Annotated in this window: 28 protein-coding genes and 3 pseudogenes; 3 read left to right on the forward strand and 28 right to left on the reverse strand. The window is 41.7% G+C overall.

Going from position 1 to position 25,999, the window contains the following annotated elements:
* Positions 1-41: 41 nt before the first annotated feature.
* Complete coding sequence (locus B5Y67_RS01910) at positions 42-242, reverse strand: YwbE family protein (protein WP_088224893.1); 201 nt, start codon at positions 240-242, stop codon at positions 42-44.
* A 156-nt stretch (positions 243-398) separates the two neighbouring features.
* On the opposite strand from B5Y67_RS01910, the pseudogene B5Y67_RS01915 reads away from it, so the two are divergent.
* Positions 399-775 (forward strand): annotated as a pseudogene (locus B5Y67_RS01915) (TrmH family RNA methyltransferase); the annotation flags it as partial.
* Positions 776-1,151: 376 nt separating this feature from the next.
* Here B5Y67_RS01915 and B5Y67_RS01920 read toward each other — a convergent pair.
* From B5Y67_RS01920 to B5Y67_RS01925, 3 genes are all read right to left on the reverse strand, one after another.
* Entirely contained in the window at positions 1,152-1,718 is a 567-nt protein-coding gene (locus B5Y67_RS01920; RefSeq protein WP_088224894.1) for a restriction endonuclease, read from the reverse strand.
* A 170-nt stretch (positions 1,719-1,888) separates the two neighbouring features.
* Complete coding sequence (locus B5Y67_RS26100; RefSeq protein ID WP_282432741.1) at positions 1,889-2,014, reverse strand: hypothetical protein; 126 nt, start codon at positions 2,012-2,014, stop codon at positions 1,889-1,891.
* Positions 2,015-2,288: 274 nt separating this feature from the next.
* Positions 2,289-3,263 (reverse strand): YafY family protein, encoded by a 975-nt coding sequence (locus B5Y67_RS01925; RefSeq protein WP_088224895.1) that lies wholly within the window; start codon positions 3,261-3,263, stop codon positions 2,289-2,291.
* An 88-nt stretch (positions 3,264-3,351) separates the two neighbouring features.
* Between B5Y67_RS01925 and B5Y67_RS01930 the strand changes: the two genes are divergently transcribed.
* Positions 3,352-4,245: an alpha/beta hydrolase gene (locus B5Y67_RS01930; protein ID WP_088224896.1), complete on the forward strand. Its 894-nt coding sequence runs from the start codon at positions 3,352-3,354 to the stop codon at positions 4,243-4,245.
* Positions 4,246-4,794: 549 nt separating this feature from the next.
* Here the strand turns inward: B5Y67_RS01930 and B5Y67_RS01935 are convergent.
* The 6 genes and pseudogenes from B5Y67_RS01935 to B5Y67_RS25690 all read right to left on the reverse strand — a co-directional run bounded on the left by B5Y67_RS01935 (position 4,795) and on the right by B5Y67_RS25690 (position 9,595).
* Positions 4,795-5,913: an IS91 family transposase gene (locus B5Y67_RS01935; RefSeq protein ID WP_242975780.1), complete on the reverse strand. Its 1,119-nt coding sequence runs from the start codon at positions 5,911-5,913 to the stop codon at positions 4,795-4,797.
* A gap of 11 nt (positions 5,914-5,924) precedes the next feature.
* Positions 5,925-6,761, reverse strand: a complete 837-nt coding sequence (locus tag B5Y67_RS01940) for a tyrosine-type recombinase/integrase (RefSeq protein ID WP_088224897.1) — start codon at positions 6,759-6,761, stop codon at positions 5,925-5,927.
* A 216-nt stretch (positions 6,762-6,977) separates the two neighbouring features.
* Positions 6,978-7,886 carry a class I SAM-dependent methyltransferase gene (locus B5Y67_RS01945; protein WP_088224898.1) on the reverse strand — a complete coding sequence of 303 codons (909 nt, stop codon included), beginning with the start codon at positions 7,884-7,886 and terminating at the stop codon, positions 6,978-6,980.
* Entirely contained in the window at positions 7,876-8,892 is a 1,017-nt protein-coding gene (locus B5Y67_RS01950; RefSeq protein ID WP_088224899.1) for a GNAT family N-acetyltransferase, read from the reverse strand. The genes B5Y67_RS01945 and B5Y67_RS01950 overlap by 11 nt, the downstream gene beginning before the upstream one ends.
* Positions 8,893-9,210: 318 nt before the next feature.
* Positions 9,211-9,423, reverse strand: a pseudogene (locus B5Y67_RS25685) (DUF3102 domain-containing protein); the annotation flags it as partial.
* On the reverse strand, positions 9,389-9,595 hold the full coding sequence (locus B5Y67_RS25690; protein WP_348982272.1) for a DUF2398 family protein: 207 nt from the start codon (positions 9,593-9,595) through the stop codon (positions 9,389-9,391). The pseudogene B5Y67_RS25685 and the gene B5Y67_RS25690, both read right to left, overlap by 35 nt.
* Positions 9,596-9,790: 195 nt before the next feature.
* Here B5Y67_RS25690 and B5Y67_RS01965 point away from each other — a divergent pair, with 195 nt between their 5' ends.
* The gene (locus B5Y67_RS01965; RefSeq protein WP_088224900.1) at positions 9,791-10,309 is read left to right on the forward strand and encodes a Uma2 family endonuclease; all 519 of its coding nucleotides are present in this window, start codon (positions 9,791-9,793) and stop codon (positions 10,307-10,309) included.
* A 293-nt stretch (positions 10,310-10,602) separates the two neighbouring features.
* Here the strand turns inward: B5Y67_RS01965 and B5Y67_RS01970 are convergent, their stop codons facing one another.
* The 18 genes and pseudogenes from B5Y67_RS01970 to B5Y67_RS02055 all read right to left on the reverse strand — a co-directional run bounded on the left by B5Y67_RS01970 (position 10,603) and on the right by B5Y67_RS02055 (position 25,690).
* On the reverse strand, positions 10,603-10,995 hold the full coding sequence (locus B5Y67_RS01970; protein WP_088224901.1) for a hypothetical protein: 393 nt from the start codon (positions 10,993-10,995) through the stop codon (positions 10,603-10,605).
* Between the two features lie 427 nt (positions 10,996-11,422).
* On the reverse strand, positions 11,423-12,013 hold the full coding sequence (locus B5Y67_RS01975; protein ID WP_088224902.1) for a hypothetical protein: 591 nt from the start codon (positions 12,011-12,013) through the stop codon (positions 11,423-11,425).
* Positions 12,014-12,142: 129 nt separating this feature from the next.
* Positions 12,143-12,802 (reverse strand): Uma2 family endonuclease, encoded by a 660-nt coding sequence (locus B5Y67_RS01980; RefSeq protein ID WP_242975781.1) that lies wholly within the window; start codon positions 12,800-12,802, stop codon positions 12,143-12,145.
* Between the two features lie 162 nt (positions 12,803-12,964).
* Positions 12,965-13,849, reverse strand: coding sequence for a DUF4163 domain-containing protein (locus B5Y67_RS01985; protein WP_088224903.1), 885 nt, complete (start codon positions 13,847-13,849; stop codon positions 12,965-12,967).
* A gap of 824 nt (positions 13,850-14,673) precedes the next feature.
* Entirely contained in the window at positions 14,674-16,671 is a 1,998-nt protein-coding gene (locus B5Y67_RS01995) for an FtsX-like permease family protein (protein ID WP_088224905.1), read from the reverse strand.
* Positions 16,664-17,431, reverse strand: coding sequence for an ABC transporter ATP-binding protein (locus tag B5Y67_RS02000; protein WP_088224906.1), 768 nt, complete (start codon positions 17,429-17,431; stop codon positions 16,664-16,666). The genes B5Y67_RS01995 and B5Y67_RS02000 overlap by 8 nt, the downstream gene beginning before the upstream one ends.
* A gap of 199 nt (positions 17,432-17,630) precedes the next feature.
* A complete protein-coding gene (locus B5Y67_RS02005; protein WP_088224907.1) occupies positions 17,631-18,524 on the reverse strand; it encodes an alpha/beta hydrolase in 894 nt (297 codons plus the stop codon).
* A gap of 95 nt (positions 18,525-18,619) precedes the next feature.
* Positions 18,620-19,663: a sensor histidine kinase gene (locus B5Y67_RS02010; protein WP_088224908.1), complete on the reverse strand. Its 1,044-nt coding sequence runs from the start codon at positions 19,661-19,663 to the stop codon at positions 18,620-18,622.
* A gap of 1 nt (position 19,664) precedes the next feature.
* Positions 19,665-20,336: a response regulator transcription factor gene (locus B5Y67_RS02015; RefSeq protein ID WP_088224909.1), complete on the reverse strand. Its 672-nt coding sequence runs from the start codon at positions 20,334-20,336 to the stop codon at positions 19,665-19,667.
* A gap of 26 nt (positions 20,337-20,362) precedes the next feature.
* Positions 20,363-20,524, reverse strand: coding sequence for an EamA family transporter (locus tag B5Y67_RS25695; protein WP_242975782.1), 162 nt, complete (start codon positions 20,522-20,524; stop codon positions 20,363-20,365).
* Positions 20,525-20,738: 214 nt separating this feature from the next.
* On the reverse strand, positions 20,739-20,927 hold the full coding sequence (locus B5Y67_RS25700) for an EamA family transporter (RefSeq protein ID WP_242975783.1): 189 nt from the start codon (positions 20,925-20,927) through the stop codon (positions 20,739-20,741).
* Positions 20,928-21,017: 90 nt separating this feature from the next.
* The gene (locus B5Y67_RS25135; RefSeq protein ID WP_170932552.1) at positions 21,018-21,161 is read right to left on the reverse strand and encodes a hypothetical protein; all 144 of its coding nucleotides are present in this window, start codon (positions 21,159-21,161) and stop codon (positions 21,018-21,020) included.
* Positions 21,162-21,428: 267 nt separating this feature from the next.
* Complete coding sequence (locus tag B5Y67_RS02030; RefSeq protein ID WP_242975788.1) at positions 21,429-21,932, reverse strand: hypothetical protein; 504 nt, start codon at positions 21,930-21,932, stop codon at positions 21,429-21,431.
* Between the two features lie 26 nt (positions 21,933-21,958).
* Positions 21,959-22,078 (reverse strand): annotated as a pseudogene (locus tag B5Y67_RS25705) (YccF domain-containing protein); the annotation flags it as partial.
* Positions 22,079-22,292: 214 nt separating this feature from the next.
* Positions 22,293-22,514, reverse strand: a complete 222-nt coding sequence (locus B5Y67_RS02040) for a hypothetical protein (RefSeq protein ID WP_088224911.1) — start codon at positions 22,512-22,514, stop codon at positions 22,293-22,295.
* A gap of 9 nt (positions 22,515-22,523) precedes the next feature.
* A complete protein-coding gene (locus B5Y67_RS02045) occupies positions 22,524-22,757 on the reverse strand; it encodes a phosphopantetheine-binding protein (protein ID WP_088224912.1) in 234 nt (77 codons plus the stop codon).
* A 14-nt stretch (positions 22,758-22,771) separates the two neighbouring features.
* Positions 22,772-25,012, reverse strand: a complete 2,241-nt coding sequence (locus B5Y67_RS02050) for a UvrD-helicase domain-containing protein (protein ID WP_088224913.1) — start codon at positions 25,010-25,012, stop codon at positions 22,772-22,774.
* Positions 25,013-25,087: 75 nt separating this feature from the next.
* A complete protein-coding gene (locus B5Y67_RS02055; RefSeq protein ID WP_088224914.1) occupies positions 25,088-25,690 on the reverse strand; it encodes a TetR/AcrR family transcriptional regulator in 603 nt (200 codons plus the stop codon).
* Positions 25,691-25,999 lie beyond the last annotated feature (309 nt).

A 25,999-nucleotide genomic window follows, 5' to 3' on the forward strand; every position in this document is an offset into this window, starting at 1 on the left:
TAAAAAGCACCCGCTTTCATTCAGCAGGTGCTCCAATGATTTCAAACTGTCTTTATAATTTCTTGAACTCTTCCAATTTGCCCATCCTCAAGTCTTACTTTAATTCCCCTCGGATGTTTCTGGGAGTTTGTTAAGATATCTTTGACAATACCACGCGTTCTTTTTCCTGTCCTTTGGTTTTCTTTTAAAACAATATCTACTGTGATTCCAGCATGAATATTACTTCTTACTTGACCATCCAATCTTCTTAGTCCTCCTTCTATGATTTAAGCGACTTTAATTTATTCCTTATCTATATTCCCCCCCATGCACTCAGTCACTATAAGAGGACAACCACACCCTCAAACAGGCTTATACCAAGGCTTTCACTTACTTCCGATATAGCACTACCACGGTCTCAACGTGCGGTGAGGGTGAGCATGGGTACCATCTTCCAAGTGCCATGGGCCCGTATTGGCAGCGAGCCCTCGCAGTGGCCGCAGCAGGGCATGAAGAGTCTGCGCAAGCTGGGCTTTAAGACCGTTGCCATGGCTTTAAATGATAACGCTGTCAGCATAGATGATCCGCAGCTCATGGCAGAGGAAAAGCTTNTGATCCGCAGCTCATGGCAGAGGAAAAGCTTGCTATCGTATTGGGTTCAGAAGGTAATGGACTGGCGCCCTGCACGATTGCTGACTGCGATTACACCGCGTGCATCCCCATGTCCCATAACGTAGACTCTCTGAACGTTGCTGCAGCCAGCGCCGTGGCCTTTTGGCAACTCAGGGTCCGGTAAGCTTTTATATTCACATAATACGTCGTAAAATAAGAAAACCGTGAAAATAAAAATAGAGAACAATCCCCATAGGTCAGTTTCCTGTGAGGATCTCTTTCGAGATATGTTATTTCAAGGAAGTATATCTGCTCCAAAACAAGTAATTTATGGGTATTACTATATATCTCCACCAAATATTCGTGGTTTGATCGTCTAATGACTCACAGAATCAAGCGTCCTTAATTTTTACATCTCCCGAAAAAGTGATAAACATTATTTTTGATGATCAAAGCAATATATACGGCCCCTAAACCGTTGAGGATGTGCCAAACAGTATTCTATAACCTTACTAGAAACTGTTTTGCCGCATATGTAGCACACTGAATTATCCTCTAATTCAGTAGTAACTACCAGTTGAGCTGTGGTTTTTTAGATTAGTGTTGCTGGCCTTGTTCACTGATAACAACGCTTTAACAAGATCATCTCGACTCCATAACGTGACTTTATTGGCCTTGGCTAATTCCTTAGCTTGTTTTGTGTAATAACTATTAGTCACTGCCATCGCATGAGGGCAATCATAATAGCCTTTGGCTGCCACGGCCTCTTGAATGGCCTTTACTCCAACTTTGTTTTTAAAGCGTTTAGCCTGTATAACAGTTCTCAAACCGTTTTGTAAGACGACCAAATCAGCACCATAATCTCCTATATACCTTGTGCGCTCAACTTTATAACCAAGTTTTTGGAACAATACCTCTAAATATTTCTCAAAAGTCCTTCCATCCATTCGATCAATTTCATAAATCCCAGACTTTGATAAGCGCTGCTTTTCAAACAAGTGGAAAACCAGTCTTCCAAGAGTAATTAAGCCGAGAAAAAACCACATTTGCCAGGTTATCTTAAATATCTCAAAAGTATAAACAAAGATATCTCTCCACATTTGCCATGGTGAAATCCCAAGATTCATTTCCCACCTCCAAATCCATATTATCCCTATCAATTCGCGAATTTTATGCTAATTCCTTTAATACTCCACCAATTGTTCAAAAAAACCCCTAGTTTGGCAAGTGCTCGTTAATCCTCTAGTATTTCGATAGTTTTAATTTAGGGTTCCGCAATTGATATAATGTGATCTCCTTAATCAAGCCCTATTGAGTTGTAATATAAATCTTCATCTAGACCAACACCGAAACTTATGGCATAACCTTCAAACGTTTGCCCATCTTCCATATTATAATTTTTTCGCTTAAGACGTAAGGGCATTCGTAGATAATCTCCTCTTTTACTAGTGTAATTTGTAGAACTCAAATAAAGATCTTTAGCAACAGACCTTGCTAAAGACCCAATTAACGAAGTCAAGAGGACGCCGGTGGCGTCCCCTTGACTTCGTTAATACCGCATTTTTGGAGAAAACACACCTGAGTTTATGGATTTGCGAAGTTCAATTAATGGTCCTTTGGCCGCGTTCGAATTCCATTACAAAATAATAGCGATCCATCTATGTATTGGCAGAATAGTAAAAACCGAAATTGGAAGACTAGCATTGTAGAAAATCGTACTTTTCCAGAGTACGGACCAACTCTGATCTGACAGCTTCTCTAAGTTCTTCCGGTTGAAGCACGATCGCTTCCGCCCCAAACGAGAAAAAATATTCAGCGAAGAATGGTATTTCTGAAGCAAGAATACCTACCTCAAGCATACCTATTCCGTCATCAGAAATACTAACTTTCCCCCATGGAAACAACCAACTCTTGTCGCGAAATATCTCTATTCCTTTTGCCGATAATTTCACTTTGACATCGACGCTTTCTAATTCGCTTTGAAAATGAAGGCCAAAGTTCGATAAATTCACCTCGCGAACATCGACTGGGGTCGCTATCGTTTCGACATCCGCTAAAGCGGCTGACCATATCCGATCCACTCGGAACAATCGGTATGCCCTTCGCAAATAACAGTAAGCTGGGCAAAACCAATATCCTTCATGCGCGTATATTCCAATAGGTTGAATGGTTCTGAGTGTGGTTTCATCCATCCGAACGCCATAATTGATGGTCACGGGTAGCCTTTCAATAGATGCTTGGAGCAAGACCTCAAGATATTCAGCTCGTTGTGGGCGCTTATGCGTAAAGAAGTCAACTCGATGTCGTATCTCTTCAATTCGATTTTTCATGTCATCCGGTAAATACGCGAAAAATTTTCGGAGAGCGGAGTCAGCAGATGCCTTGAAGGGCAGAGAACTATAGTGTCTAAGTGCGTGGCAAGCAAAGAATATTGAGAACGCCTCGTTCTCTGTAAACGAAATAGGTGGAAGGTTCCGCTCAGAGAGTACCCGGTATCCACCTCCTGCGCCAACCTGGGAGTATAGAGGCACCCCCATTCCGCTCAATTCCTGCAAATCGCGCAGCATGGTTCTGGTAGACACGCCAAATTCTTCAGCAAGCTCTTTGACCGTAAATTGTCGTTTCCGATTAACCGCCATCATCAATTCAATCAGGTGCCTCGACTTGCTCATTTAGTTCACCTCATAACAATAGTGACATGTTTTGTCATAATTATATTCTATACTAAAAATACAACGATTAGAAGAGGAGACTATCATTATGAGTAGAGAACAGCGTAAAGTAGTGAATGAAATGCTACGGCGCCCCCGAACTTCCAATTCGAAAACTGTCGAGGAAATGCGCACAGGTTTCGCAGCCATGATGGCGACGATGAAAGTACCTGCGGGCGTGCGGATCACGCAGACTACCCTCGGTAATCGACCCGGTTTGCTCGTCGAACCCGCACAGGATGCCCATTTAGGAACAATCCTCTATTTTCATGGAGGTGGATATGTGTTCGGTTCTCCCGACACTGCCATGTCCCTCACTGCGAACCTCGTCAGCAAGACCAGTATTCGGTCTGTCTCGCTCGATTATCGTCTTGCTCCGGAACACCCGTTCCCAGCGGCACTGGACGATGCGCTCTCGGCCTATCGCTCACTCTTGGAAAGTGGTGTTGAGGCAACATCTATCGCGTTCGCTGGTGACTCTGCCGGCGGCGGTATCGCTGTCTCGACGTGCCTCATGGCACGGGATGCTGGTCTGCCGATGCCAGCAGTAGTTGTAGCGTTCTCGCCAAGTTTAGATAAGACATTTTCCGGAGCGAGCATAGATAGTAAAGCAGGAATCGACCCGTTCTTTACTCGTGAGAGCCTTGCCTATACAGCAGCGATGTACCTCGCCGGACAGGACCCGAATCAGGAACTTCTGAGCCCGGCCAGACTCGCCAATCTCACGGGATTCCCACCGCTTCTGCTTCAGGTCGGAACCAATGAGGTTCTCCTTGACGACTCCACGCAGATGGCAGACCGCGCACGGGCAAGCAGCGTAGACGTAATCCTCGACGTTACCGCCGACGTCCCGCACGTTTTCCAAGCGTTCGCTGGTATCCTCGATGAAGCTGATCAAGCCCTAGACCGTGCCGCGTTCTTCATTACGCAGCATCTCAGTTGATGTTGTGCCGAACAGGCGAATTTCACTTAACGGGTGTGACAAAAGCCCTTTTTACTGACAAGTTTACAAGTCAACGGAACGCGGTGTTTTTATAAACCGCGTTTTTTCATCTTTAATAACTAGTGTAAAAAAATCCGACATTGCAACCCAACAGAATTTCTTAGCGAGCGATTTTCACATTTTATTTTTCTCCATTTCCAATGGCTCTCAACACATGGAATATTATTTGCTTCGCTAAACTCATTAGAGATTTATGATGTTCGTAGACAGAGAAAAAAGCCAGTGATGAAAATCAGTGGCTTGAATAATATTATTTGGGTTAAAAGCGAATAGAACATCATAAATCTCTAGTTGTACTGAACCGCTGCCGACGGCAGTTGGGGTATATGGGAATTCATTCTTTCTCATTTAGGGTTAAAACTCAATTAGCAAAGATATAATAACAGCATTGTTGCTTAAGCTGCTTTTGATATATGTCGAAAATTCGAAAATGGACAAACTTCCCCCCTCCCCAAATGGGTAACTTTAAAAAATTCAATTCCTAGATGATCATGGACCTGCACTCGAGTGTTTAGGGAAAAATATAATAATATTTTGACTTCCACAAGAGCGACAACTCTTGGTTTGTTTTGGAGTAATAGGGTCAAAAGAAGGTTTCTTTCCAGCAAGCATCATACATTTCGAAAGCTTAGTACTAATATTACGGCTACACAGAATTCCATAATGTCTGATCCTTACAAAACGAGAAGGGAGTACATGCAGAAGAAACCTTCTAGCAAATTCTTTAGCATCAAGAATCATTACTTTAGACCTATTACCATCCCTATAATCCTTCCACGAAAAACTCACCGATTTGCCATCAAATGCCTGAATCCTAGAGTTACTGATTGCGACTCTGTGAGTATAACGACCAAGATATCTAACAACATGAGCTGGAGATTTAAATGGTTTTTTACAGAAAACAACCCAGCCTTTAAGATACAAACTATCGATTAAGGAAAGAAAATTGCTTCTGGACGAAAGCCTGACAGCATCGTTAAAGAAGCTTATCTTCCCCTCATTAAAAGCCTGTTTCAAAAGACAAAGGAACTTACCTTTGAATTTTTTCGAAATTACTTTAACCGGAATAAAAAATTTCTTTCTCGAACGAACGAAACGAAGACCATCATTGGAAAGCCCTCCACCGGGAACGATACAGTGTACATGAGGATGAAAAGATAAATTCTGACCCCAGGTATGGAGAACGGAGGTTACTCCTGTTGTTGCCCCAAGGTATTTAGGGTCTTTAGCAAGTTCGATAAGTGTATGCCCAGCCGATCGAATAAGAAGGGAATAAAGAAGCTCCTGATTCTGTAAAACAAGGGTATTCAGTTCCTGAGGAATCGTAAAAACAATATGAAAGTATCCGATAGGCAAAAGCTTAGACATTTGAGCCTCAACCCAATGCTCTTGAACAGAGTGTTGGCATTTAGGGCAATGCCTGTTTCGGCAGAAATTATAAGAAACCTCAACGGTACCACATTCAGTACAAACCTCAGAATGGGAACCAAGAGAAGGAGTTCGGCAATGACGGATCATATTAAAAGCTTTTGCTTGATCAGGTGACATAGAATTCAGATGAACGTGATTAAAAATCTCCTGAAGTTCAGGCATTCGGATCACGACCATCAAGAGGGCTTCTAACTGAGGCAATCTGAGGCAATATGGGCAGTAGAGAGGTGAATATATTTAGAAGTCGTGGAAATATTACTATGCCCCATCAGCATCTGAATGGTTCTGAGATCAGCACGATTCTCAAGCAAATGAGTTGCGAAACTATGCCGAAGTGTATGGACTGTAGCGTGTTTTGAAATACCTGCCTTTTGTTTAGCAGTTGAAAAAACATATTGAATATTGCGCGCGGAAAGAGGTTTGCCCTCAATAGGGCCTGGAAAAAGTAGATCAGTTGGTCGATAAAGTTTCCAATAACGCCTTAATAGTTTAAGGTTTTTGATAGAAAGAACGGTTAGACGATCTTTACCACCTTTGCCATCATTGATTCTAATCAGCATGTTCTCAGAATCAATGTCGGAGACCCGGAGACTCAGAGTTTCACTAATTCTCAAGCCAGAAGAATACGTGGTTAGGAGAATGGCTTTGTGTTTAAGATTACTTAGTTGATCTGTAATTGAAAGAATCTCGTTTTGAGAAAGCACATAGGGAAGTTTTTTTTGGCGTTTTGGACGAATAATTACATCGTCAGACCAGTTGTAGTTTAAAACTTTGTTAAAAAAGAGCTTAAATGCACTGCAGGCAATATTAATACTGCTGTGACTAATACCGGATTTGATACGATAATAAAGAAAATGTTTAAGTTCATCAGGTGAAATTTCAAAGGCAGGCTTATTAAAATATTTCTCCAAGAGTTTTAAATGGATAAAGTATTGTTGCAGGGTTTGAGGGGATAAACCGCGAAGTTCCATTTCTATCTTCATTTTTTGAAGATGAGGTGAAAGAGTACGAGAAGTTTGAGGCATGAATATCATCCTTTCCAAAGTAAATTGGGTTAGCAAAAGAATGATATCATGCCTCAATTATTATTTGGGCCTAAAAAAACCACCGCGCAGCGGTTTAGTACAAACTCCCTTTTAACAACTCCTAGGAAACTCTATTCCTAGGGGTTATCTGTAAACTTCCAATTATTAGCCTTTGGCGAAGTTCGGATACACTCTAATCAATAACCTGACCTTAATTTACCACGTAGCATGTGCCAAATGTACATGTTCACTTGCTGCATAGCCTTCATTACATTCCTTGAAATATTTCTGCTGTATCTCTTCAGGACCTAAATTATTAAGCAGCCGTAACCCCAGAAGAGCAAGTTCCATGCTAAGTTTTGATGGATCAAATCCTGTGATGATGGTCTCTCCAATAGCCTTTGTATTTTTCATAATATATTTAATACGATTCGAGCCTTTGTCAGGATCAAAAGCTGATTTATCGTAATAATCGAATACAATCTCGCTGCCGCTACTTGATAACCTTATTATAGCCTTGAGTGTCGACAATACAGACTCATTTGGCAGGTAATGGGTCACTCCCATCCAGCTAAAAAAACTCATTTGCCCTGAATCATATTTTGATTCTGAAAGGGCCGAGGCTAGATTGTCTTTAGTAAAATCTACCGGGATGTAGTGCAGGAAATCCGGTTTTTCAAGGTTTAAACGGCTCAATAATTGACATTTTATTTCTTGCGTATAAGGTAAATCAAGCTCGAATACTTGGAGGCGATCTGTCAGATCAAGACGACGATAAGCAAAGGTATCAAGTCCTGCACCCAGAATTATATATTGTCTTATACCTTTCCGGATGGCTTCTTCAAGCCGTTCTTCAACAAATCGTGCTCTGGCTAAGACGGGACCAGCCATGATTCTCACAGCCAGGCGTAATGAGGTTGCGGCATCAGTACATTCTTTTGCTAGCTCCGGGGCCATTTCTGCAACGGATTTAATCAAATGCTGTTTAAATGCTTCTCGAACTTCCTCGGGTATTAAATCATAAGCAAGCGGATCATTAAATATTTTCGCATTATCATAAACTGCATGAAATCCTCGTAGAAATGCCATCATAAATGCTGTGCCACTAGGATTTCTATTGACCATTATAATATCCCTCCCCAGAAATAAACCTTTGGTTAGAAATCACATTACGCCCGAAAACTTTTTCTTCCCTATTAACTATGTACCCCATCGATTCATACAATGTAAGTGCGTTTCTGTTCTTGCTCATTACCTCTAGCCTTGCTTCTCTTAGACCATGTTGAGCTAAGTAATTTAAGCCCTCCATAATTAAATATTTTGCTATCCCACGTCCTCTCCAATTAGGTATAACAAATATTTCCTCTGTAAATCCGCACTTTTCATTTCCCCTATTGTTCTGCGTTTCATCCCAATAGACCATAATACTACCCACAATCTCTCCACTAATGTCAAAGGCACTTATTGCCGTACCAGTTGCCCATTGCGGAGACTGTAACAAATATTCTAATGCTTCAATAGTTGTGGGCGAATCAAGAAATGAAAGATTGTCTGCTTTTATGTACTTTTGTCGTTCTTCTTTTGTTTCAATCTTCCACTTTCTGATCTCAACATCTTTCGTTATTGATTGATTTGGAATCCGGATCGTCAAATCCCTAGTCATCTGAAACAAACTTTCAGTATGAATGAACCCTCTGGAAAGGAAATATTTAATTGCTTCTATCTCACTTAAAAGAAGGCCTGTACATAATCGAACACTTCTCTCGGGTAACGACTTGCTAATGGTAGCTACTCTTTCAAGTACTTTCTTAATCATGTTATCTTTTATTTCGTATTGCTTTTCCTGTACCGGATCGACCTTGACTTCAATCCATAAACTATGAGGCAAATTACTTGGGACATCGTCATCGACTGGCCTTGGGAAAATCGAAGCATAAGCTATCATCTTATCTTTACTGTCAAATCCGCAGAAAATGTTCTTTCCCTCTTCATAAACTGGATGAGCTGGATGCCTTAAATTATCATCTGTACATATAGGTACCTCGGTATATATTTTACTGTACTTATTCTGTAATTCCATTACTTGGGCAATGTCACTAGGGACATAATTTCGTATATATAAATCCCCCATTAAAATCAGCCTCTTTCAAATTAGAGTCAGCCATTATGCTTCAAAAAGCGTTTAACGTAAGATTAGAATATTTCATTAGGTTCGCAATATAGACGAAACGGCTATAAAGTCATTGACTAATTTTCTTAGCGTAAAAAGCTGTTTCTTCCATCCGGACAACCTTTATCATTACATAACTTCTTTGCAAAGTAAGGGGAATCTTGTCAAAAATGTTCTGAGTGAAATAATAGCTTACTACAAAGCAGAGATGCCTTTAATGTTAGTTAGATCCTTGCTCGGCCAGTTTGAGATACCCAATTCAAAGTGTACAATAGCCGGCTATTTCTCTTGAGTTGTTCGCTTCCATTCTTTAAGAGCCTGATCCAGCTCCCCAGTGGTCATTTTTTCAACATCATGCTGCAGGATAAAGTTCTTCCTCTCATCTTTGGGAATCCTCAGTAGGAGAAGGGCCTGATAGTAGGTCAAATTCGTCACCAGTGACGAATTTGGATAGCCGTCACTGTCGGAGTTGGCAAGCAGTTTCGACCCGTACTCTTCGCAAAGCTATATTAACCGATCGGACGTTCGCTAAGAGTTTTCCCATCCAGACCTCGGGAGAAGCCGGGATTTTTTCCAGTTTGACGAAATGTCTGTGCACAATCAGGTGATAGCCTAATTTGTCCAGAAAATAATCTTTCAGAGCGTTCTCCCGATCACGAATGATTTGATAAAAACATTGTTATTCCCGATTGTTTCCATAAAAGGGATGTGTTAATCAAACAAAACTGTTCCATCTCTCGGTTAGTTGGCTGCAGAAAAGCAGTTATTATAAATAGCTATTACCCAGCTAATTCTTCATCTGGGTAAGACCTTTTAAAGCTAATCATACCATGGTATAATTTTACAAAGAGGGACTAATTTGGAGGATAAACCATTGGAATTAGAGTATGAGCGATGGGAACGTATTGATAGTGTAATTTATGATATGACACCTCCGCCCTCATCTCAACACCAAGCCATTGTAGGAAATTTGTATGGAGAATTTTATACTTATCTAAAGGGTAAACGGTGCAAAGCCTTTCCAGCACCTTTTGGAGTATGGTTAGATGATGAAAATGGCAACTATGTTGAACCTGATATAACTGTGATATGTGATCAAGCAAAGATACACCAGAAAGGCTGTGTCGGTGTGCCTGATCTTATCGTTGAGGTCTTAAGTCCGTCAACAGCGTTAAAAGACAAACGAATAAAATTGCGTCGCTACCGCTTGTCAGGAGTCCGGGAATACTGGATCGTTGATCCCTTGAATGAAATTGCAGATGTCTATAAATTCTCAGAGAATGTATTTGTTGAACCAGAAGTATATGGGAAAGCCGAAATAATTAGAAGCCGGCTATTTGATAACTTAGCAATTGACTTGCGTAACATATTTGCTTAAGTTGGCATTTGTTCAAGACTTATAAGAGCTTCCAGCAAACATCTGAGTATTTGCTGGAAGCTCTTTGCTATGGAAGGCTCTCAAAATTCATTAGCTAATGATGTGACGGAATACACTTTATCTAACTTACGGGAATATTGATGGTCTCATTATACGTTTTGACATAAGTTATACACTGGATATCGAGTATAAGGTTTTGCCCTGTTCCCAGGAAATGCAGGGTTCGCGTATAGCCCATGGCAGTGTTTCGATTGTGTAAAGATTAGAGCTTCAACAAGGATCGCTCAGAACGTTCATTTAACCAATCCTCTTTTTAGGAAAACCAAATCAAGAAAAGATACCCCAAAGGCAAGACTTACAGACGTATAAAGGATTTTAACAAGATTTAATTTCGAAGTTTTAAAAAAATAATCGGACGCAAATATTAAACCATATAATAAAACACAATTTACAAAAGTTAATCTGAGAAACTTCAATAATCTCTTCCTTAATTCAACCCATTTCAACCCTCTCAGGCGAAAAATAGTAATACCAAGAAAATAAAAGCTTAACAAAAATAGATATATTACATAACCTATTAAAAATCTAATCTCAAATGCACTTTCAGCATTTTTGTAAACAATAAACATTGCTATTATTAATCCTATGACACCCATTGCATAAAGAATCCTATTTAATTTTGACAAATCCACACACCTGCTTTTGAAGTTGGTTCTAGTACTAATATAACTTCACCTTTAGAAATTCTACATTCATACTTTACCTCGGTTATTGCAAATTCCAATTATCTGCCTAATCATCTCATAACATTCTTGCAAAGTAAGGGGAATCCTGTCATAAATGGAAACGCCACAATTCCATTTTTAGGTTGTGATCTTAACTAGTCCCTTCGAACCGTCAACATTTTTGAAGGTAAGTTTTATATTCAAACCAATACAAGTCTTATCTTTTCTCAATTGGCACAATTCTATTGTGATTTCACCCATTACGTCTGGCTAAAATCTTAGAGCAAAACATATGGAAATCGCTCGTGATGACCAGGTTCAGGCCGCCTCATAACACGAGGCAGCCTGATTTTTTTCATAATAATCTGCAAATCACGAGCGATTTTACTCAATTTGCTTGCTGTTTTGCCTTATTTCCATAGTATAGGCCGACACAAATCGTGACCGCCATTATTACGAACATCATTGGCAAAAATTCAATTCCAAATAAAGGTTTAAAGTAAATTGCTCCTATATGCATGGTGTTATTTTGATTTAGGAGTTTTATTTCTTCACCAATTACCTTACTTTCAGCTACTTTTATAGTATTCCAGGTTAAATAAACAAATAGCCAAACAGTTTCGACTTTGATACAATTAATCGTCATTCTTCTAATATGGTACTGTTTTTCAGCATTTATTGAAGTTATTACCCAAAGACGATTAACCATATTCGGAAATATACATATGTACGTTAAAAATACATATAACGCAATACCAACCCCAGTAAGTAACCAAAGATAGCCTTTTCCTTCCCAATCAACCTTTCCACTCATACCAACATTTGTTGGTAGAAGATCAGGGGTTTTCCCCCACCAAACAAATGGCATGATTAATATCAACACAACCCCAATTCCAGCAACTATCTCAACCTTAATTTCGCGTTTAGTGTAGGGAATTTGTTGTAGGTGCCAATGACCTGAAATCTGTGAATTGTCCAACCAGATCTCTCCTTTCAAGCCATCCTTTATTTCAAATAATTTGGTATTTGAACTTTATTAATAAGAAGCATGTATCATATCAGCCTTTTGTATGGGATAAAGATATCAAAGATATGTATTGATTCTTATCTAAAATACGTTAGGATATGAACGCAAGCATCCTCTTCCCAACCGGCAGAGGATGCTTGCGTTCATGGTCCTAAAAATTGAGAAATTAAGGTCTTCAAGATCCATACTAAACCCTTTCAAAACATCTGAATGGGCTACCCCTGTTTCCTTCAATACCTCTACCTGCTGATATTGCCCTTCTTCATTCAAACCATAGATCTGTACAGTATTCAAAAGAGGATTGACAATCCAATATTCTTTAACCCTATATTGCATATATAAATTAAGTTTCTTAACGAGATCATGAGCTTGATTTGAAGGAGATAAAATCTCAATAATCAGTTCTGGTGAACCGACATATTTATTTTCGTCAAGTTTCGTTTTATCACAAATAACCGATAAATCCGGAATGACCACCTTGGCCTTTTCAGTCTGGTCTCCTTGGTCATCATCAGCTGTCCTAAGCTCAATGTCAAAGGGTGCTGGGAAGACTTCACATTCTTTTCCTTCAAGGAAATTGAATAACTTTGCATGTAATCTACTGGAAATTCTTTGATGCTTCGTCGAAGGAGATGGTACCACATACACTATGCCATCGATATATTCTAAATAACTCTCGGTATTCTCTCTGAGTTTATTATATTCAGCGATTGTAATTACTTGAGGTTCAGTTAAACTCACTACGAACCCCCCTCATTTGCCAAGACTTATGCATTTACCATATTATAACACAAGCAACCTGTCCATTCATTAATATCCTCTGATTCTCATTAACCGCTCGATACCGGGCGCTACTCCAGCGGGCTTTATATACTAAAGGTGTTTCCCCTCCGTTTTGGGCCCTTATGTATTTATAAGTTCTTTCCAAACCTTATTCTCTGATTTTATGTTAGCCTTTATATCTCCATATTTTATTTCAAGCTCTGCATAATCACCAAGAGCATGAGGAATATAAGAAGTCATTCCAAAATAGTCTTTTGTAAAATAAAAACTATAGTCATCTGCATTGAACTGGTCAATTAAATCTTTATTTTGCGTCATACTCAATCCGCTGGCGAGTGCTCCCCTAAGCTCTTTATTTATTTCATCCGTTGTTTCAATACCTGGTAAGGGCTTGGATATCCACAATCCACTTTTAACATTTTTAATTTTTTCAACAAAATTATTATTTATATTAATGAGGTCTTTAAATTTCAATATAGTTCCGCTCTCAATAGCGATGTTTACAGAATGAACAGAAGTATTAGGATGTGCTGAACCTGGAATATTTCCATTCTTTACATATAGAATACTAAGAAGTTTGGTACTGTTTAACTTTATATAATAGTTCACATCTTCAGTTAAAGCATCTTCTGCTTCAGCATTGTTCTTATAATAATATTTCACCAAGTTAGCAATGTCCTTTTGATAGTCATTTAATATATCATTTTTAATCAAATTATTAATTTGATTTTGCTTATTAGAATCGCTAAAGCCTGTAATTTGTGGATAGTTTATCTTGATATTTTTATTTGTATATGTCGAAGCTGTTAGATTAAATGCTAAGTTGTTTCCTGTATCTGACTCCGGCTTATTGTTCGACTTATGGACTTTAGTATTTTGATTTGTTAATTTGTCAGTGCTCTGCTGCACCTTACTCAAATTATTATTCGTTGTTTTGGGGCTGCATCCTGCCAAGACAATTGATATGATTAGGCTTCCTACAAAAATTAGGTTACCTTTCTTCATTTAAATCTCTCCTCAAATTATGACTATTAAATTGTTACTGCAAGTCTCATCGAAAACTTACAGTAACAAATGCCTAGATATTAATTGTACAATGCTACAATCAAAGAATGGTTACAAAATGATTGCAAAATGGTAGAAAATTAGGCTGAGTCGATATGCCTATTCATCTGTAGGATCCGCCTTTGATCATTCTGATACAACAGACCTTTTCAATCAATATGCCTAAGAAATAGATAGCATAAAGGTATAAAAGGTGACGGAGGTGAAGAAAATGCGTATTTTACGTATCGGATTAACGGGAGATGATGTTGTTGAACTACAGTCCTAGCACAAAATACATCCCTGATTGAGCTCCTTTCTTTAAATCCGGGACTAGATTCTAATAAGCTTATAATCGGGCAAGCGATTCAACTCACTCCTACGAATATGACGGATCCTTCTTTTCGTATCAAATCCCCTGAAGATGGATCCATTCTGCCTTACGGTAACGTTAATATAACCTGGACCGCTGCCCCTGGCGCAGTTGATTATAAGGTTATTGTTACAGATTTGGAAAATTATTCAAATCACACGAACGGTTATGAAATAGATTTGCCCGGTGGGGCGAGCAGGCTTTTGTTGACTGCCAACCAATTAATTAGTGGACATCAATATAATGTGATAATTTATGAAGATACCACGGATAGCATAACTCTTAAAACTAATCCGATACGATTTAAACGAGCCGATTAGCCTCGTTATGTTTTCAATACCGTGGGATCAATCGGCCATCACAAGTCCCTGTCACAGGTATACAGGTCGACAGGGGCATTGCTTTCAACCCTTTATACAGACATTCCCCAGCTGACAATCCGATAATACACTTTGGCCGTCAGACCGTAGACAAGGGCATAGAACAGGGCAAAAACCAAGATGGTACCTGCTGTGCACCAGACGAACAAACCCACATTGGTGAGATACAGTACAGCCAGCAATTTACTGATGATGGGAAAAGCGAAGGCAGTATGGATCCCAGCGGTAACCAGGGGCAGAAAAAATACGGTCAGGATCTGACTGCGGATGGAGCCCTTTACCTCTTCACGGCTCATCCCCACCTTCTGCATGATTTCAAAGCGGGCTTTATCGTCATACCCTTCGGAAACCTGCTTATAATAGATGATCAGTACCGTGGCCATAATGAACAGCGCCCCCAGGAAAATGCCCAGGAAGAATAAACCTCCATAAACGGCGAAAAAGGATTCTTTGGCTGCCACCGGGGATTCAATGCTGCTGCCGGGATAATCACTGCCCACAGCAGTGCGGATGTCTTGGTAAACAGCTGAGATGTCAGCCTCCCCGGCGTCCAGATTAAAGCCCAGATAATAGTTATAATCTGAAGGCTTATCCCCATTTTCTTCAGCAAGAGTTGCCTTCATGGCTTTGATCACATTCATATCTTTGACCACGATATAATAGCTTCCCGAGATGGATGACCCCTCCAGGGTATTTTCAAAAAACGAATCCAGCCTTTCCTTGACAGTAAATGTCCGATTTAACACCGTCAGGGTATCGTTTTCATACTTGCTGGGGCCGGAATAAATCAAAATCTCCCGATCCCCCAAGCTGACCGTTTTATGGGTCAGCCGGTTATAATCCTCCAGGGGAATCAGATAGTATTCCCGGAGCGAAGATGTGGCGTTGGATATTTTGCTCTCAGCCGTGATCACCCTGCCGCCCTCTTGATTGCCGGGAAAGAACAGATACCTGTAATCCAGCCTATCCTTCACCACCAGCCGGTGCTTTGCCAATACTTTGTGAACCGACCTCTGCAGACTCTCGACGGATTGTTGAGCGGACACGGGGGCGGAGATCATGATAGTTTGGGGGTACCGGGTGCGCAGCACGTCCTCCATCCCAATGTACAAAGACACGGTGGTGGACACCATCACCAGCACAGCCGTGGCCATAATACAAATACTGGCCAGCCCCACGGCGTTTTGTTTCATTCGGTACATCATCCCCGCTACGGCGGTGAAATGCCGGGTCTGATAATAGTACCCCTTGTTCCGGCGCAGCAGTTTAAGCACAGCGATGCTGCCGGCGGTAAACAAACAATAGGTGCCCACCATCACCAGGAGGACGGCATAGAAAAACTGGCTCAGAGCGGCCAAAGGAGACTGGGTGGTGAGGGAGATATAATACCCTCCGCCCAGGCTTAAGGTCCCGATCACCACCAGAGGCCATTTTGTTTTCGGCTCCTTCTCCCCGGTCTGACCGCCCTGCAGGAGTTCAACAGGCTTAGCCAGATGAATTTGGCGCAAGGTATTGAGCAGCGTCAACAGAAAAATTCCCGCGAACAATGCAAACGCATCCGCCAGAGCGGGGCCGGAGACGTTAAAGCCCAAGGGCACCTCAAAGTTGAGGATTTTGAGCAGGACCATGAAGATCAACTTAGAGAGAAGTATCCCGCCCAGCAGTCCTGCTCCCAGGCTGATGACCCCCACATACAGGGTTTCGAACCCCAATACCTTGGCGATATGCTTCTTCTCCATGCCCAGGATATTAAAGAGACCGAATTCCTTTTTACGCCGTTTAATCAGAAAACTGTGGGTATAGAAGAGAAAAATAACTGCGAAAATAGCAATCACATAGGAGCCCAGTTTGAGGATGGTTTGCACCTGAAAGCCGCCGGACATTTTTCCCAAGCCCTCGTTCTCAGCCAGAAAAACCATAATGTAATACATCATCACCGTGCCCATGCAGGTCAGGATGTAGGGCAGATAGGTTTGGGCATTCTTTTTCAGATTGGTGGCGGCCAGTTTAGCATAAAAGAATCTACTCATGGCGCACACCGCCTGTGGCCATGGTGGTCAGGGTATCGGAGATCTTCTGGTACATAGCTTCATCCGACATGCCGGCTTTATAAAGCTGATGGAAGACCTCCCCATCCTTAATAAACAGTACCCGTTGGGCATGACTGGCCGCTTTCACGCTGTGAGTCACCATTAACAGGGTCTGCCCCTCCTGATTAATTTCTTTAAACAGGCGGAGCAAACCCTCGGCGGCCTGGGAGTCCAGGGAACCGGTGGGTTCGTCCGCCAGAATCAGCTGGGGTTGGGTAATCAGGGCGCGGGCTACGGCACAGCGCTGCTTCTGCCCTCCCGACACTTCATAAGGATATTTGGCCAGGATATCGCCGATCCCCAGCTTGTGGGCAATGGGCTCCAAACGCCGGCTCATCTCCTCATAGGACTTGCCGGAGAGCACCAAGGGCAGGAAAATATTATCCTGCAAGGAGAAGGTGTCCAGCAGATTAAAATCCTGAAATACAAAGCCGAGATTTTCCCGGCGGAAAGCGGAAATCTCCCTTTCTTTGATGGTACTGAGCCTTTTTCCCTTGAGCAGAACCTCACCGCTGGTAGGTTTGTCCAAAGAGGCCAGAATATTGAGCAGGGTCGTTTTGCCTGACCCCGATTCACCCATAATCGCTGCATATTCACCCTGCTCCACGGAGAAAGACACATTGGCTAAGGCCTGAACATGACTGCCGCCAAAGCGGGTAGTATAGACTTTTTTAAGATTATTCACCTCTAAAATGGTCATGAATAAGAACCTCCTTTGCTGAGTAGGTTCAGTATAACAAAACTGGAAAATGCCCTGCCATAACTTTGGCTTACATTTTCCAGTTTAAGCTTACCCTTTGGTAAGGTGGATCATAATTTCACTCCATCACTGTATCCACCCTAAATAATTAACAATCTATTATCTGCTCATATAATAAACGTAGTTGCATCTTTTCTGATTAAAATGAATGAGACGTGTCGTTTACCTGACTAGCAATAGCTTTAACCATGCATTTCCATGTTCCCTTAGGCATATCATGTCCCATTCCTTCGATCAAAAGTAATTTAGCCTTAGGTATTGTGCGTGCTGTATCTTTTCCTGCTTCAACATGAAACAATGTATCTTCGGTTCCATGGATTACCAGAGTTGGAATTGTTAATAATGAAAGGTGTTGTCTCCTATCCCCATTAGCAACCAACGCTGCATTTTGGCGTATAGCTCCTTGTGGATAATAAGAACGATCATAGCTTTCTTCACAATACTTCCTTGCACGTTCTTCTTCAAAAGGAAATCCCTTACTCCAAAGACTTTTCCACATACGTAAAGTAAAATCAATATATGCATCCCGTCCAGTTGGAGGTGTTGCTGTAACAATCGCCAATGTTTCTGGTGATATTTGCGGATTATTCGGATTACCTGTAGATGACATAATAGAAATTAGACTACATATACGCGAAGGCTGCCTATAGGCAAAAACCTGAGCAACCATGCCTCCCATAGAAGCACCACAGATGTGAGCCTTCTTTATTTCCAACGCATCGAGCAAACCAGCTACATCATCAGCCATATCCTCCAATGTATATGCTGTCTTAATTGGTTTTCCCTCTTGTGCTGCCTGGTATATTATTTTCATATCAGGAATACCAGCCGCATCGAATTTTGTAGACAGTCCCGCATCGCGGTTATCAAAGCGTATAACTTGTAAATTTTCTTTTGCAAGCATTTCACAAAAATCTGGTTCCCAAAAATTTAGCTGAGCACCATTTCCTGCAATAAGTACTATTGTAGGATTTGTTTTCTTTCCAAAAATTTCATATTCAATTTGTATGCCATTTGCCTTTACGTGTGCCATACCATATACCCCCCGTTCTCCCATGGGCTAAGTCAAGACCCCCATGCCGACCGTCATCTCAACAGCTTGGATGTCATTGGAGTCATGGGCCATTTTTATTCCATCACTGTATCCACCCTGTCCAGGCCGATTTTCACTTTCGTGCCCTTGCCCGGCTCCCCTTCGATCACAATGGTATGAGAAAGCTTGGTCAGGATCCGCTTGCACAGGTAGAGGCCGATTCCTGTGGACTTTTTATCCCTTCGGCCGTTATAACCGGTAAAGCCTTTTTCAAAGACGCGGGGCAGGTCTTCCCTGGCAATACCTATCCCTGTATCGGCGATTACCAGAGTTTTATCATCGTCATTTTCCATACAAATGAAAATCTTCCCCTCCTTGGTGTACTTCAAAGCATTGGACAAGATCTGCTCAATGACAAACACCAGCCATTTTTCATCCGTCAGCACGTCACAGTTCAGTTCGGAGAAATCCAGGCTGATCTTCTTGCGAATAAACATCTTGGCATATTTGCGCACCGCCTGCCGGACGATATCGTCCAGAGCATAGCGTTTCAGCACAAAATCGGAAGAAGGGCTCTCCAACCGCAGGTATTGGAGCACCATTTCCACATACTGTTCAATTTTGAACAGCTCCATGGTCAGCTCCCTGTTCTGTTCCATACTCTGAGCAGTACTCCCGTCATCCCCTGAAGGGAGGGACTGGAGAAGGAGGCCCATGGCGGCGATAGGGGTTTTGATCTGATGGGCCCACAGGGTGTAATAATCCACCAAATCGCTTCGCTCATTATCGGCCTGGGAAACCAGTCTGATCTTATCCCGGTAGAGGACGGCGATCAGTTCCTGATACTCCTCTTCCAACAATCCTTTAGCCTCAGGGAGCCCTTCCAAGCTGAACATGATCTGTTGCTGCAAATCCCGAAGCACTCTCTTGCGCTGATAATAGTTATAAAAATCTGCCATCAGGACCAGGAAAGCCAGAACGGCACAGAGCAAAGCAGCATAGAGCACCGCTTCCAGCGGCAGATGATACAGATAAAATACCAAGGCAAAGACACCTATAAAGATGCAGTACAAAAAGATTCCCCGGCTGTGCCCCCGTAGGTACTGCTTCCCCGCTGACCATAGACTGATCTCCTTCATATCACGTCACCATATACCCTATCCCTTTTTTGGTCACAATAAATCCGGCCAGCCCTGCCGCTTCCAATTTTTTACGCAGCCGGGTCATGTTCACCGTCAGGGTGTTTTCATCGATATAACTATCCGTTTCCCACAGACGGGCCATGATTGCTTCACGGCCCACGGCCTTCCCTTTATTCTCCATCAGCATTTTCAGAATCTTATAATCGTTCTTGCTCAGCTCAACTTTGATGTCATTATAGGTCAAGGAAGCATCACTGGTATTGAGGATGGCTCCCCGGTGCACCAACAAATCCGTCTGTCCGGCGAAATCATAGGTCCGGCGCAGCATGGCCTGCACCTTGGCTGTCAGGACACTCAGGTCGAAAGGCTTGGCAATAAAATCATCACCGCCCATATTGATGGCCATGACGATGTTCATATTATCGGAAGCGGAGGAGATAAAGATGATGGGTACCTTGGACACCTTGCGGATCTCACTGCACCAGTGGTAGCCATTGTAAAATGGCAGCGCGATGTCCAGGAGCACAAGATGGGGATTGTAGGAGACAAACAGAGACATCACCTGCTCGAAGTCCGTCACACATTCCCCTTCACACCCCCAGGTCCGGATATGGTTTTTAATCGCTTTAGCAATGACGGCATCGTCTTCGACAATCAGGATCTTATGCATGAAACAGCCCCTCCCTATTCACGATACTATTCTATCACAATCCTTTCAGTCGCGATAAGGAACATACCGAGGATTACATGAAAACCGCCCAACCATTGCTGACAGCCGGCCCTTTCCCCCAACACTGCAGTCGCCAGCAGCATGGAAGTAAAGGGCATCATGCCCGAAAAAGCCGTCCATTCCATCATGCCGATTCCTGAAAGTTCCTGCAAGGGATGCTCAAACAGTGCAAGGATCAGACAGAAAATCAGAGCAACTACTGATACAATTGCGGTCTAAGCAATAGGACTTGATGGTTCTTTCAAGTCCGTGCCGCTCTGACGGCTGAAATACGTGACAGAGTTTTAAAGGCGGACTCACAAGCCGCCGCACAAAGTACGAGCATATTGCCGCCAATGTGTTCTAAGGATAAACCGGTTCCTTTAAGGCCATCATAGCGAGAAGCGCTGTGATGGCTGGCGTCGCGCCGGCGAGTATGCCTGCTTCTCCAGCGCTAGTATAATCAAGACCCCTTAGTAAAAACATACGGAATAGAAAAATACCGCATAATGGAACCAAAAACACGAGGGCAAACGATGATGGCAGATTCATTACCCATAGTATTCTTGAGCATCTAACAATTCTCCAACTTGATATTTAATATTTAAGTTAGAATTTCCTCTCTTGTCCTAAAAAATTTCCTTACTTTTTTTCCCTTAATTCCTTCTGGTATGCTTTCCAGCCTGGGCACCATCGAGTATGCCAGCGCCAGAATTTCGCTAAAAATGAATTGGGCTTCTCTTCTGCTTTAATACGCATCTTGCAATTTTCGCAGTTTGAACTCATCTCCGCTCCTCCTCTAGTACACATCTTGCCTTACACCATAAAGAATTTAACACTCTCTCAACTTTTTGAAAATCAATAAACCGGCTTTCTCTAAGAACTTCTCTGCCCTTATCCATGACTAGAATCGTCGGAACTGTAAAAAACCAGTAATTGTCCTGCAATTTGCACTTGCTCAGTGATATCTATTTTTAAAACCTTAATTAACTGATCTTTAAGTAAATTCATTAGCTTCGGGAAAACAGCATGGCAAACATACTTAAGTTACGCTTATTTTGATCGGGATACAATAATGCATTCCGGAAATTCATGGTTGTTTTTACCGAATACTTTTTCTAAGTCTAAACAGGTTAATTGTTCAATATTTATATGATGTTTTTTTATCCTTGGCATTCCATCATCGAACCATTGGCCTAACCATATACGCCAGAGCTCAATTTCATCAGCATTCAACAAATGGGCTTGTAGATAGCGAATGAGGTTTTCAGCTCTGCTTTCAGTATAATCCCACTCCAAATAGGCCAAAAACCTTTTTTGGGTATAAAGATCGTCACAAATGTCGGCTCTTTGGAATTCTCTGATTGATATTTCCCCAAAGTTTTTTTCATCATCTACCCATAGTATGACATTAGGTTTGTCTTTATCAAAGGATGGTTCCAGCAAAAAGTCAGGAACTTTTATTCCCAGCTCTAAAGCCTGATTTACAGATAGTTGTTTGACATGGGCATTTTTCACTTCTTCCAGGGGATAATCGCTTGCAAGATAGGTAAGCACACTCAATTTACACATCACCTTCTCAATTAATAAATCGTCGCCCCAAAAGGTATCAAACCAAGTTTTGCAAATTTAAAATGTTGGAGTCCAAAGGGTATCCCAATAATCGTAATACACAGGATCAGACCGGCAATATCCCAGGCAACACCTACTATTTCCACCACTATCCTCCATTTCCTGCTTACGGCAATAAAATAAAAATCCAGAGCCTACTATCGCTCTGGATTACTTTTCATCGTTCTTAATTTCCCGCAAAGCCGTTTTAACCCTTTCCCCCTCCGATGATGATGACCCGCAATTTTTAGGGCATTTTTGCACTCTTACCCTCAGGAAGTATCTTACCAAGGAGCCGCCGCAGTATTAGTCCTCGTCAAATTTCTCTGCAACCTCAAATCCCTCCTCGTTAATGGCATCACATAATTCGTCCTCCGTTAATACGCCTCGGCCATACTCTACAATGATGGATTCTTCCTCTAAATTTAACCTTACCTTATCAACACCGCTCAGGCCCTCTAAAATCCGGGATACAGCACGGCCCATCGGCATATTGTCCATGCCCTCAACAACAATAACCTTTTTCATTTTCTCCTCCTATTCTGCAATCAGTGCCTCCACATATTTGACCACATCATTCACTGTCTGGAATGTATGAACATCTTCATCGTGAATTGTCACTTCAAAACGCTTTTCAATTTCAATCATCAGTTTTGCCATATCAATCGGCTCAATATCGTATTCCGATGTCAAAGGTGTTTTTCCACTTAAGTGATTTTCAGAAACACTTATGACCTGGCAGAGCAAAGAAATAATAATATCCAATGTCATATTCCGATACCTCCTTAAATGAATGAGCTTTTTTCACCGGCATAAAACAGATTGAGCCGGTGCAGAGCACGGGTGCTGGCAATATACAGCAGCTTTTTATCATCAACTGAATTATAATGGCGTTTATCGACACCGTAAATTAGCACAGAATCAAACTCCAATCCTTTTGACATAGTGATAGGGATAATAAATACTCCTACTGTGTTTAGGTTTTCACCCGAATGCACTAAATGGAGGGGAATTTTAGCTTTTAAACGGCTATAAAGAGATTCCGCTTCCTGTGCATCTTTACAGATAATCCCGATAGACCCATAGCCTTGGCTTTTACTATAAACAGCTTCTGCGATTATTTTTTCATCAAGCAGATCCAGGCTACCGGCTTCGATAACCTGCGGTATGTCGCCGTTGCGGTTAAAACTTTCAAAGAGGGTACCATTGTCCAAAAACTGCATACTGAATGAGAGTATTTCTTTGGTACATCGAAAGCTTTTATTCATGACCATTAAGCAGGAGCTGTTCGGCTGTATAATCTCCGTAATTCCCTCATACAAGCTCATAGTTTCCTGTTTTTCAATCGTTTGATTGATATCACCTAAAATAGTATAGCGTGCATTGGGAAACAATCGCTTTAATATCTCAAAATGAAGACTGTAGTAGTCTTGCGCTTCGTCTATAACAACCTGTTTGATCTGTCGATAGCTATCCTTGGCACCATCATTTGTACCAATCAATAGCTGCAAATAGGCTGCTGCCAAAGCATCTTCATTTTGAAGCGTAGAGTCTGCGAGCTGTTTTTGTGAGTAAGACAGTATTTCTTCAATGTTGTCCGGCAATTCAATTTCTGCTGAAAGAGAACGTAATAAACCAGCTGTGTTTATCAATTTTTTATACAGCGAAACACTATCCAATTTAATAAATGCATCAACTTTTTGAGCGAGAAGTGTGCTTTCTTCGATAGACAGCTCTCTGGCATACTCTTCCCAATCAAAAGGATGCTCAGGGTCTTCCCTTGCTTGCCGCAACAATTTAGGCATCCGATCTTTACGCATCTCATGTATTTCGTCAAAAATATGCTTGCGCAGGTGGCTCAGTTTTACCGTTAAGCTCATATTACCGTTCATTTTCAGCAGGCGGTCTTTTAGATACTGCCCCGTAAAAACTGTTTTTCCATCATACTCTATATCGGGAAAGACGATATGAGATGTTGGCAGGCTGTCGGCATATCTATTTAGTATTCTGCCAAAAGCTCTGGACATTTTAAAGGCCATGGACTGCTTTTGCAGAGCTTTCCCAGCGGGTGATGCATAGGAGATCAGCATTTCGGTTTGGCTGTAGCGGGACTGGAATGCTATTTTATCCGGCAAACTACCGGTTACCAAATCATCAAAGACAACAGATCTCACTTCATCCTCACCAAGCTCCGGCAGTACATCAGAAATATATTGTTCGAATAGTGTATTAGGCGATAGAATAATAATATCCGATGATTTTAGCCGGCTTGAAAGCCCCTGATATTTGAGGTAAGCCACACGATGCAAAGCAATAGAGGTTTTGCCGCTTCCGGCAATCCCCTGCACCATAAGCAAGTCGTGAGTTACATCACGGATGGCGATATCCTGATCTTTTTGGATGGTTTCTACGATGGTTTTCATTTTGCTGGAGGTATTTCCGGATAGCATTTTACGTAAAAACTCATCCGCGATCTGAACATCGGCATCAAAAAAATACTCCAAGACTCCTTTTTTTATTTCATATTGCCGTTTCAGCCCAATATCTCCGGCGATGCGGCCACTCGGTGCATCATAATAAGCATTTCCGGTTTCAAAACGGTAAAACAGGCTGGCGATAGGAGAACGCCAATCGTAGATGGCGATTTTTTTCTCCTGATCATTAAATAATGTTCCTCTGCCAATGTATACTTTTTCGTATTGTTCTTTAGCCTCCGAACAAAAATCAATCCGGGCAAAATAGGCTGACCGCAATAATCGTTCCAGCAACTGTATTTTTTTTGCACTGGATTCTATTGCCAAAGTGTTATTGGCAAGCGGTTGATAAAATTGACTTAACTGAACAGCTCCATCAAAATCATCTGCGGAATGGGAGGCATTCTCCCACATATCCCGGTTTGTTTCTCTTAAAGCTTCTCTGCTTTGGGAGTTGTCTTTTTCAGTATCCTCCAATTGCTGGTGAATAACCCTAAGAATCTCATTGTAATGAGCAAGTTCAATATTTAATTCCTGTTCATAGTTTTCCATATAAGCACCTCATTTCCAAGAGCGAAGTCTAAATTCAGCGGCCTGACAATCATTTACATTGCCCGCTGCTTACGCCTAATCACTGCTTGCAAGACATAATCGAAACATACGGACGGCTTCACGGGTAATATAGGTCTTCAGCTCAGCTTCATTTGCAATTAAACCTCTGCCTAAAAGATAATTTGAAATTTCACCCACAATGTAGCAATGGGTATTATGAAGCACTCGTTTGGTCGTATCTGCATTTGGGTATTCGCCGTAAAGTTCTTGCCATATGTCGGATATATGCTGATTCAGCATTTTGTTTGTTGCTTCTGTCGCTTCAATATCTCCCTGTGGACGGTCGCCATCAATATATTCATGCCACGCCAGTCGGAACCATCCTTTGTTATCCAGATACATTTCGACAAAGGCTTCAAAGAAATAGGTAAGTCGCAGTTCCGCAGTATTAGCTATATCCAGCTTTTTTCTGAGCATCTTCATAAATATCTCCTGTACGGCAGCGTGTGTTTCCCATAATAAATCATTATATGAGGGGAAATAATTATATAAATTTGTATGGGCGCACCCTAATGTCCGGGCTATTCCACGAAGATTAAGCCCCCGCAAGTCACTCTTATTCCGCATAAGCTCAAGAGCCGTATCCACAATTTGCTCTTTTGTTATATTCTTTTTCACTTTGCACCTCCAGCTTACATTACCACCGGTAATTACCGTCGGTAATGTAAGCATACGCCTCTGCTCCCTTTTTGTCAAAAAAATATGCAAAAACAGGGTGTAGGAACCGACTGCCGGCTGCTACACCCTGTTTGGTATATTGATTATTCTACAATTATGATTATCGTAACCAGCAATGCCGATACCGATTGCTTCACAAATACTCTCCGGGCTTGTACTAAGAATCTTACGCACGTAAGATTCTTAGTACAAGCCCTTATCTTTTAGGTTACAAGCCTCTCTTGACTATACCGTCTGGACGGTATATGA

Origin of the sequence: Desulfosporosinus sp. FKB (genome assembly GCF_002196705.1) — a bacterium.
Classification (GTDB): domain Bacteria; phylum Bacillota; class Desulfitobacteriia; order Desulfitobacteriales; family Desulfitobacteriaceae; genus Desulfosporosinus.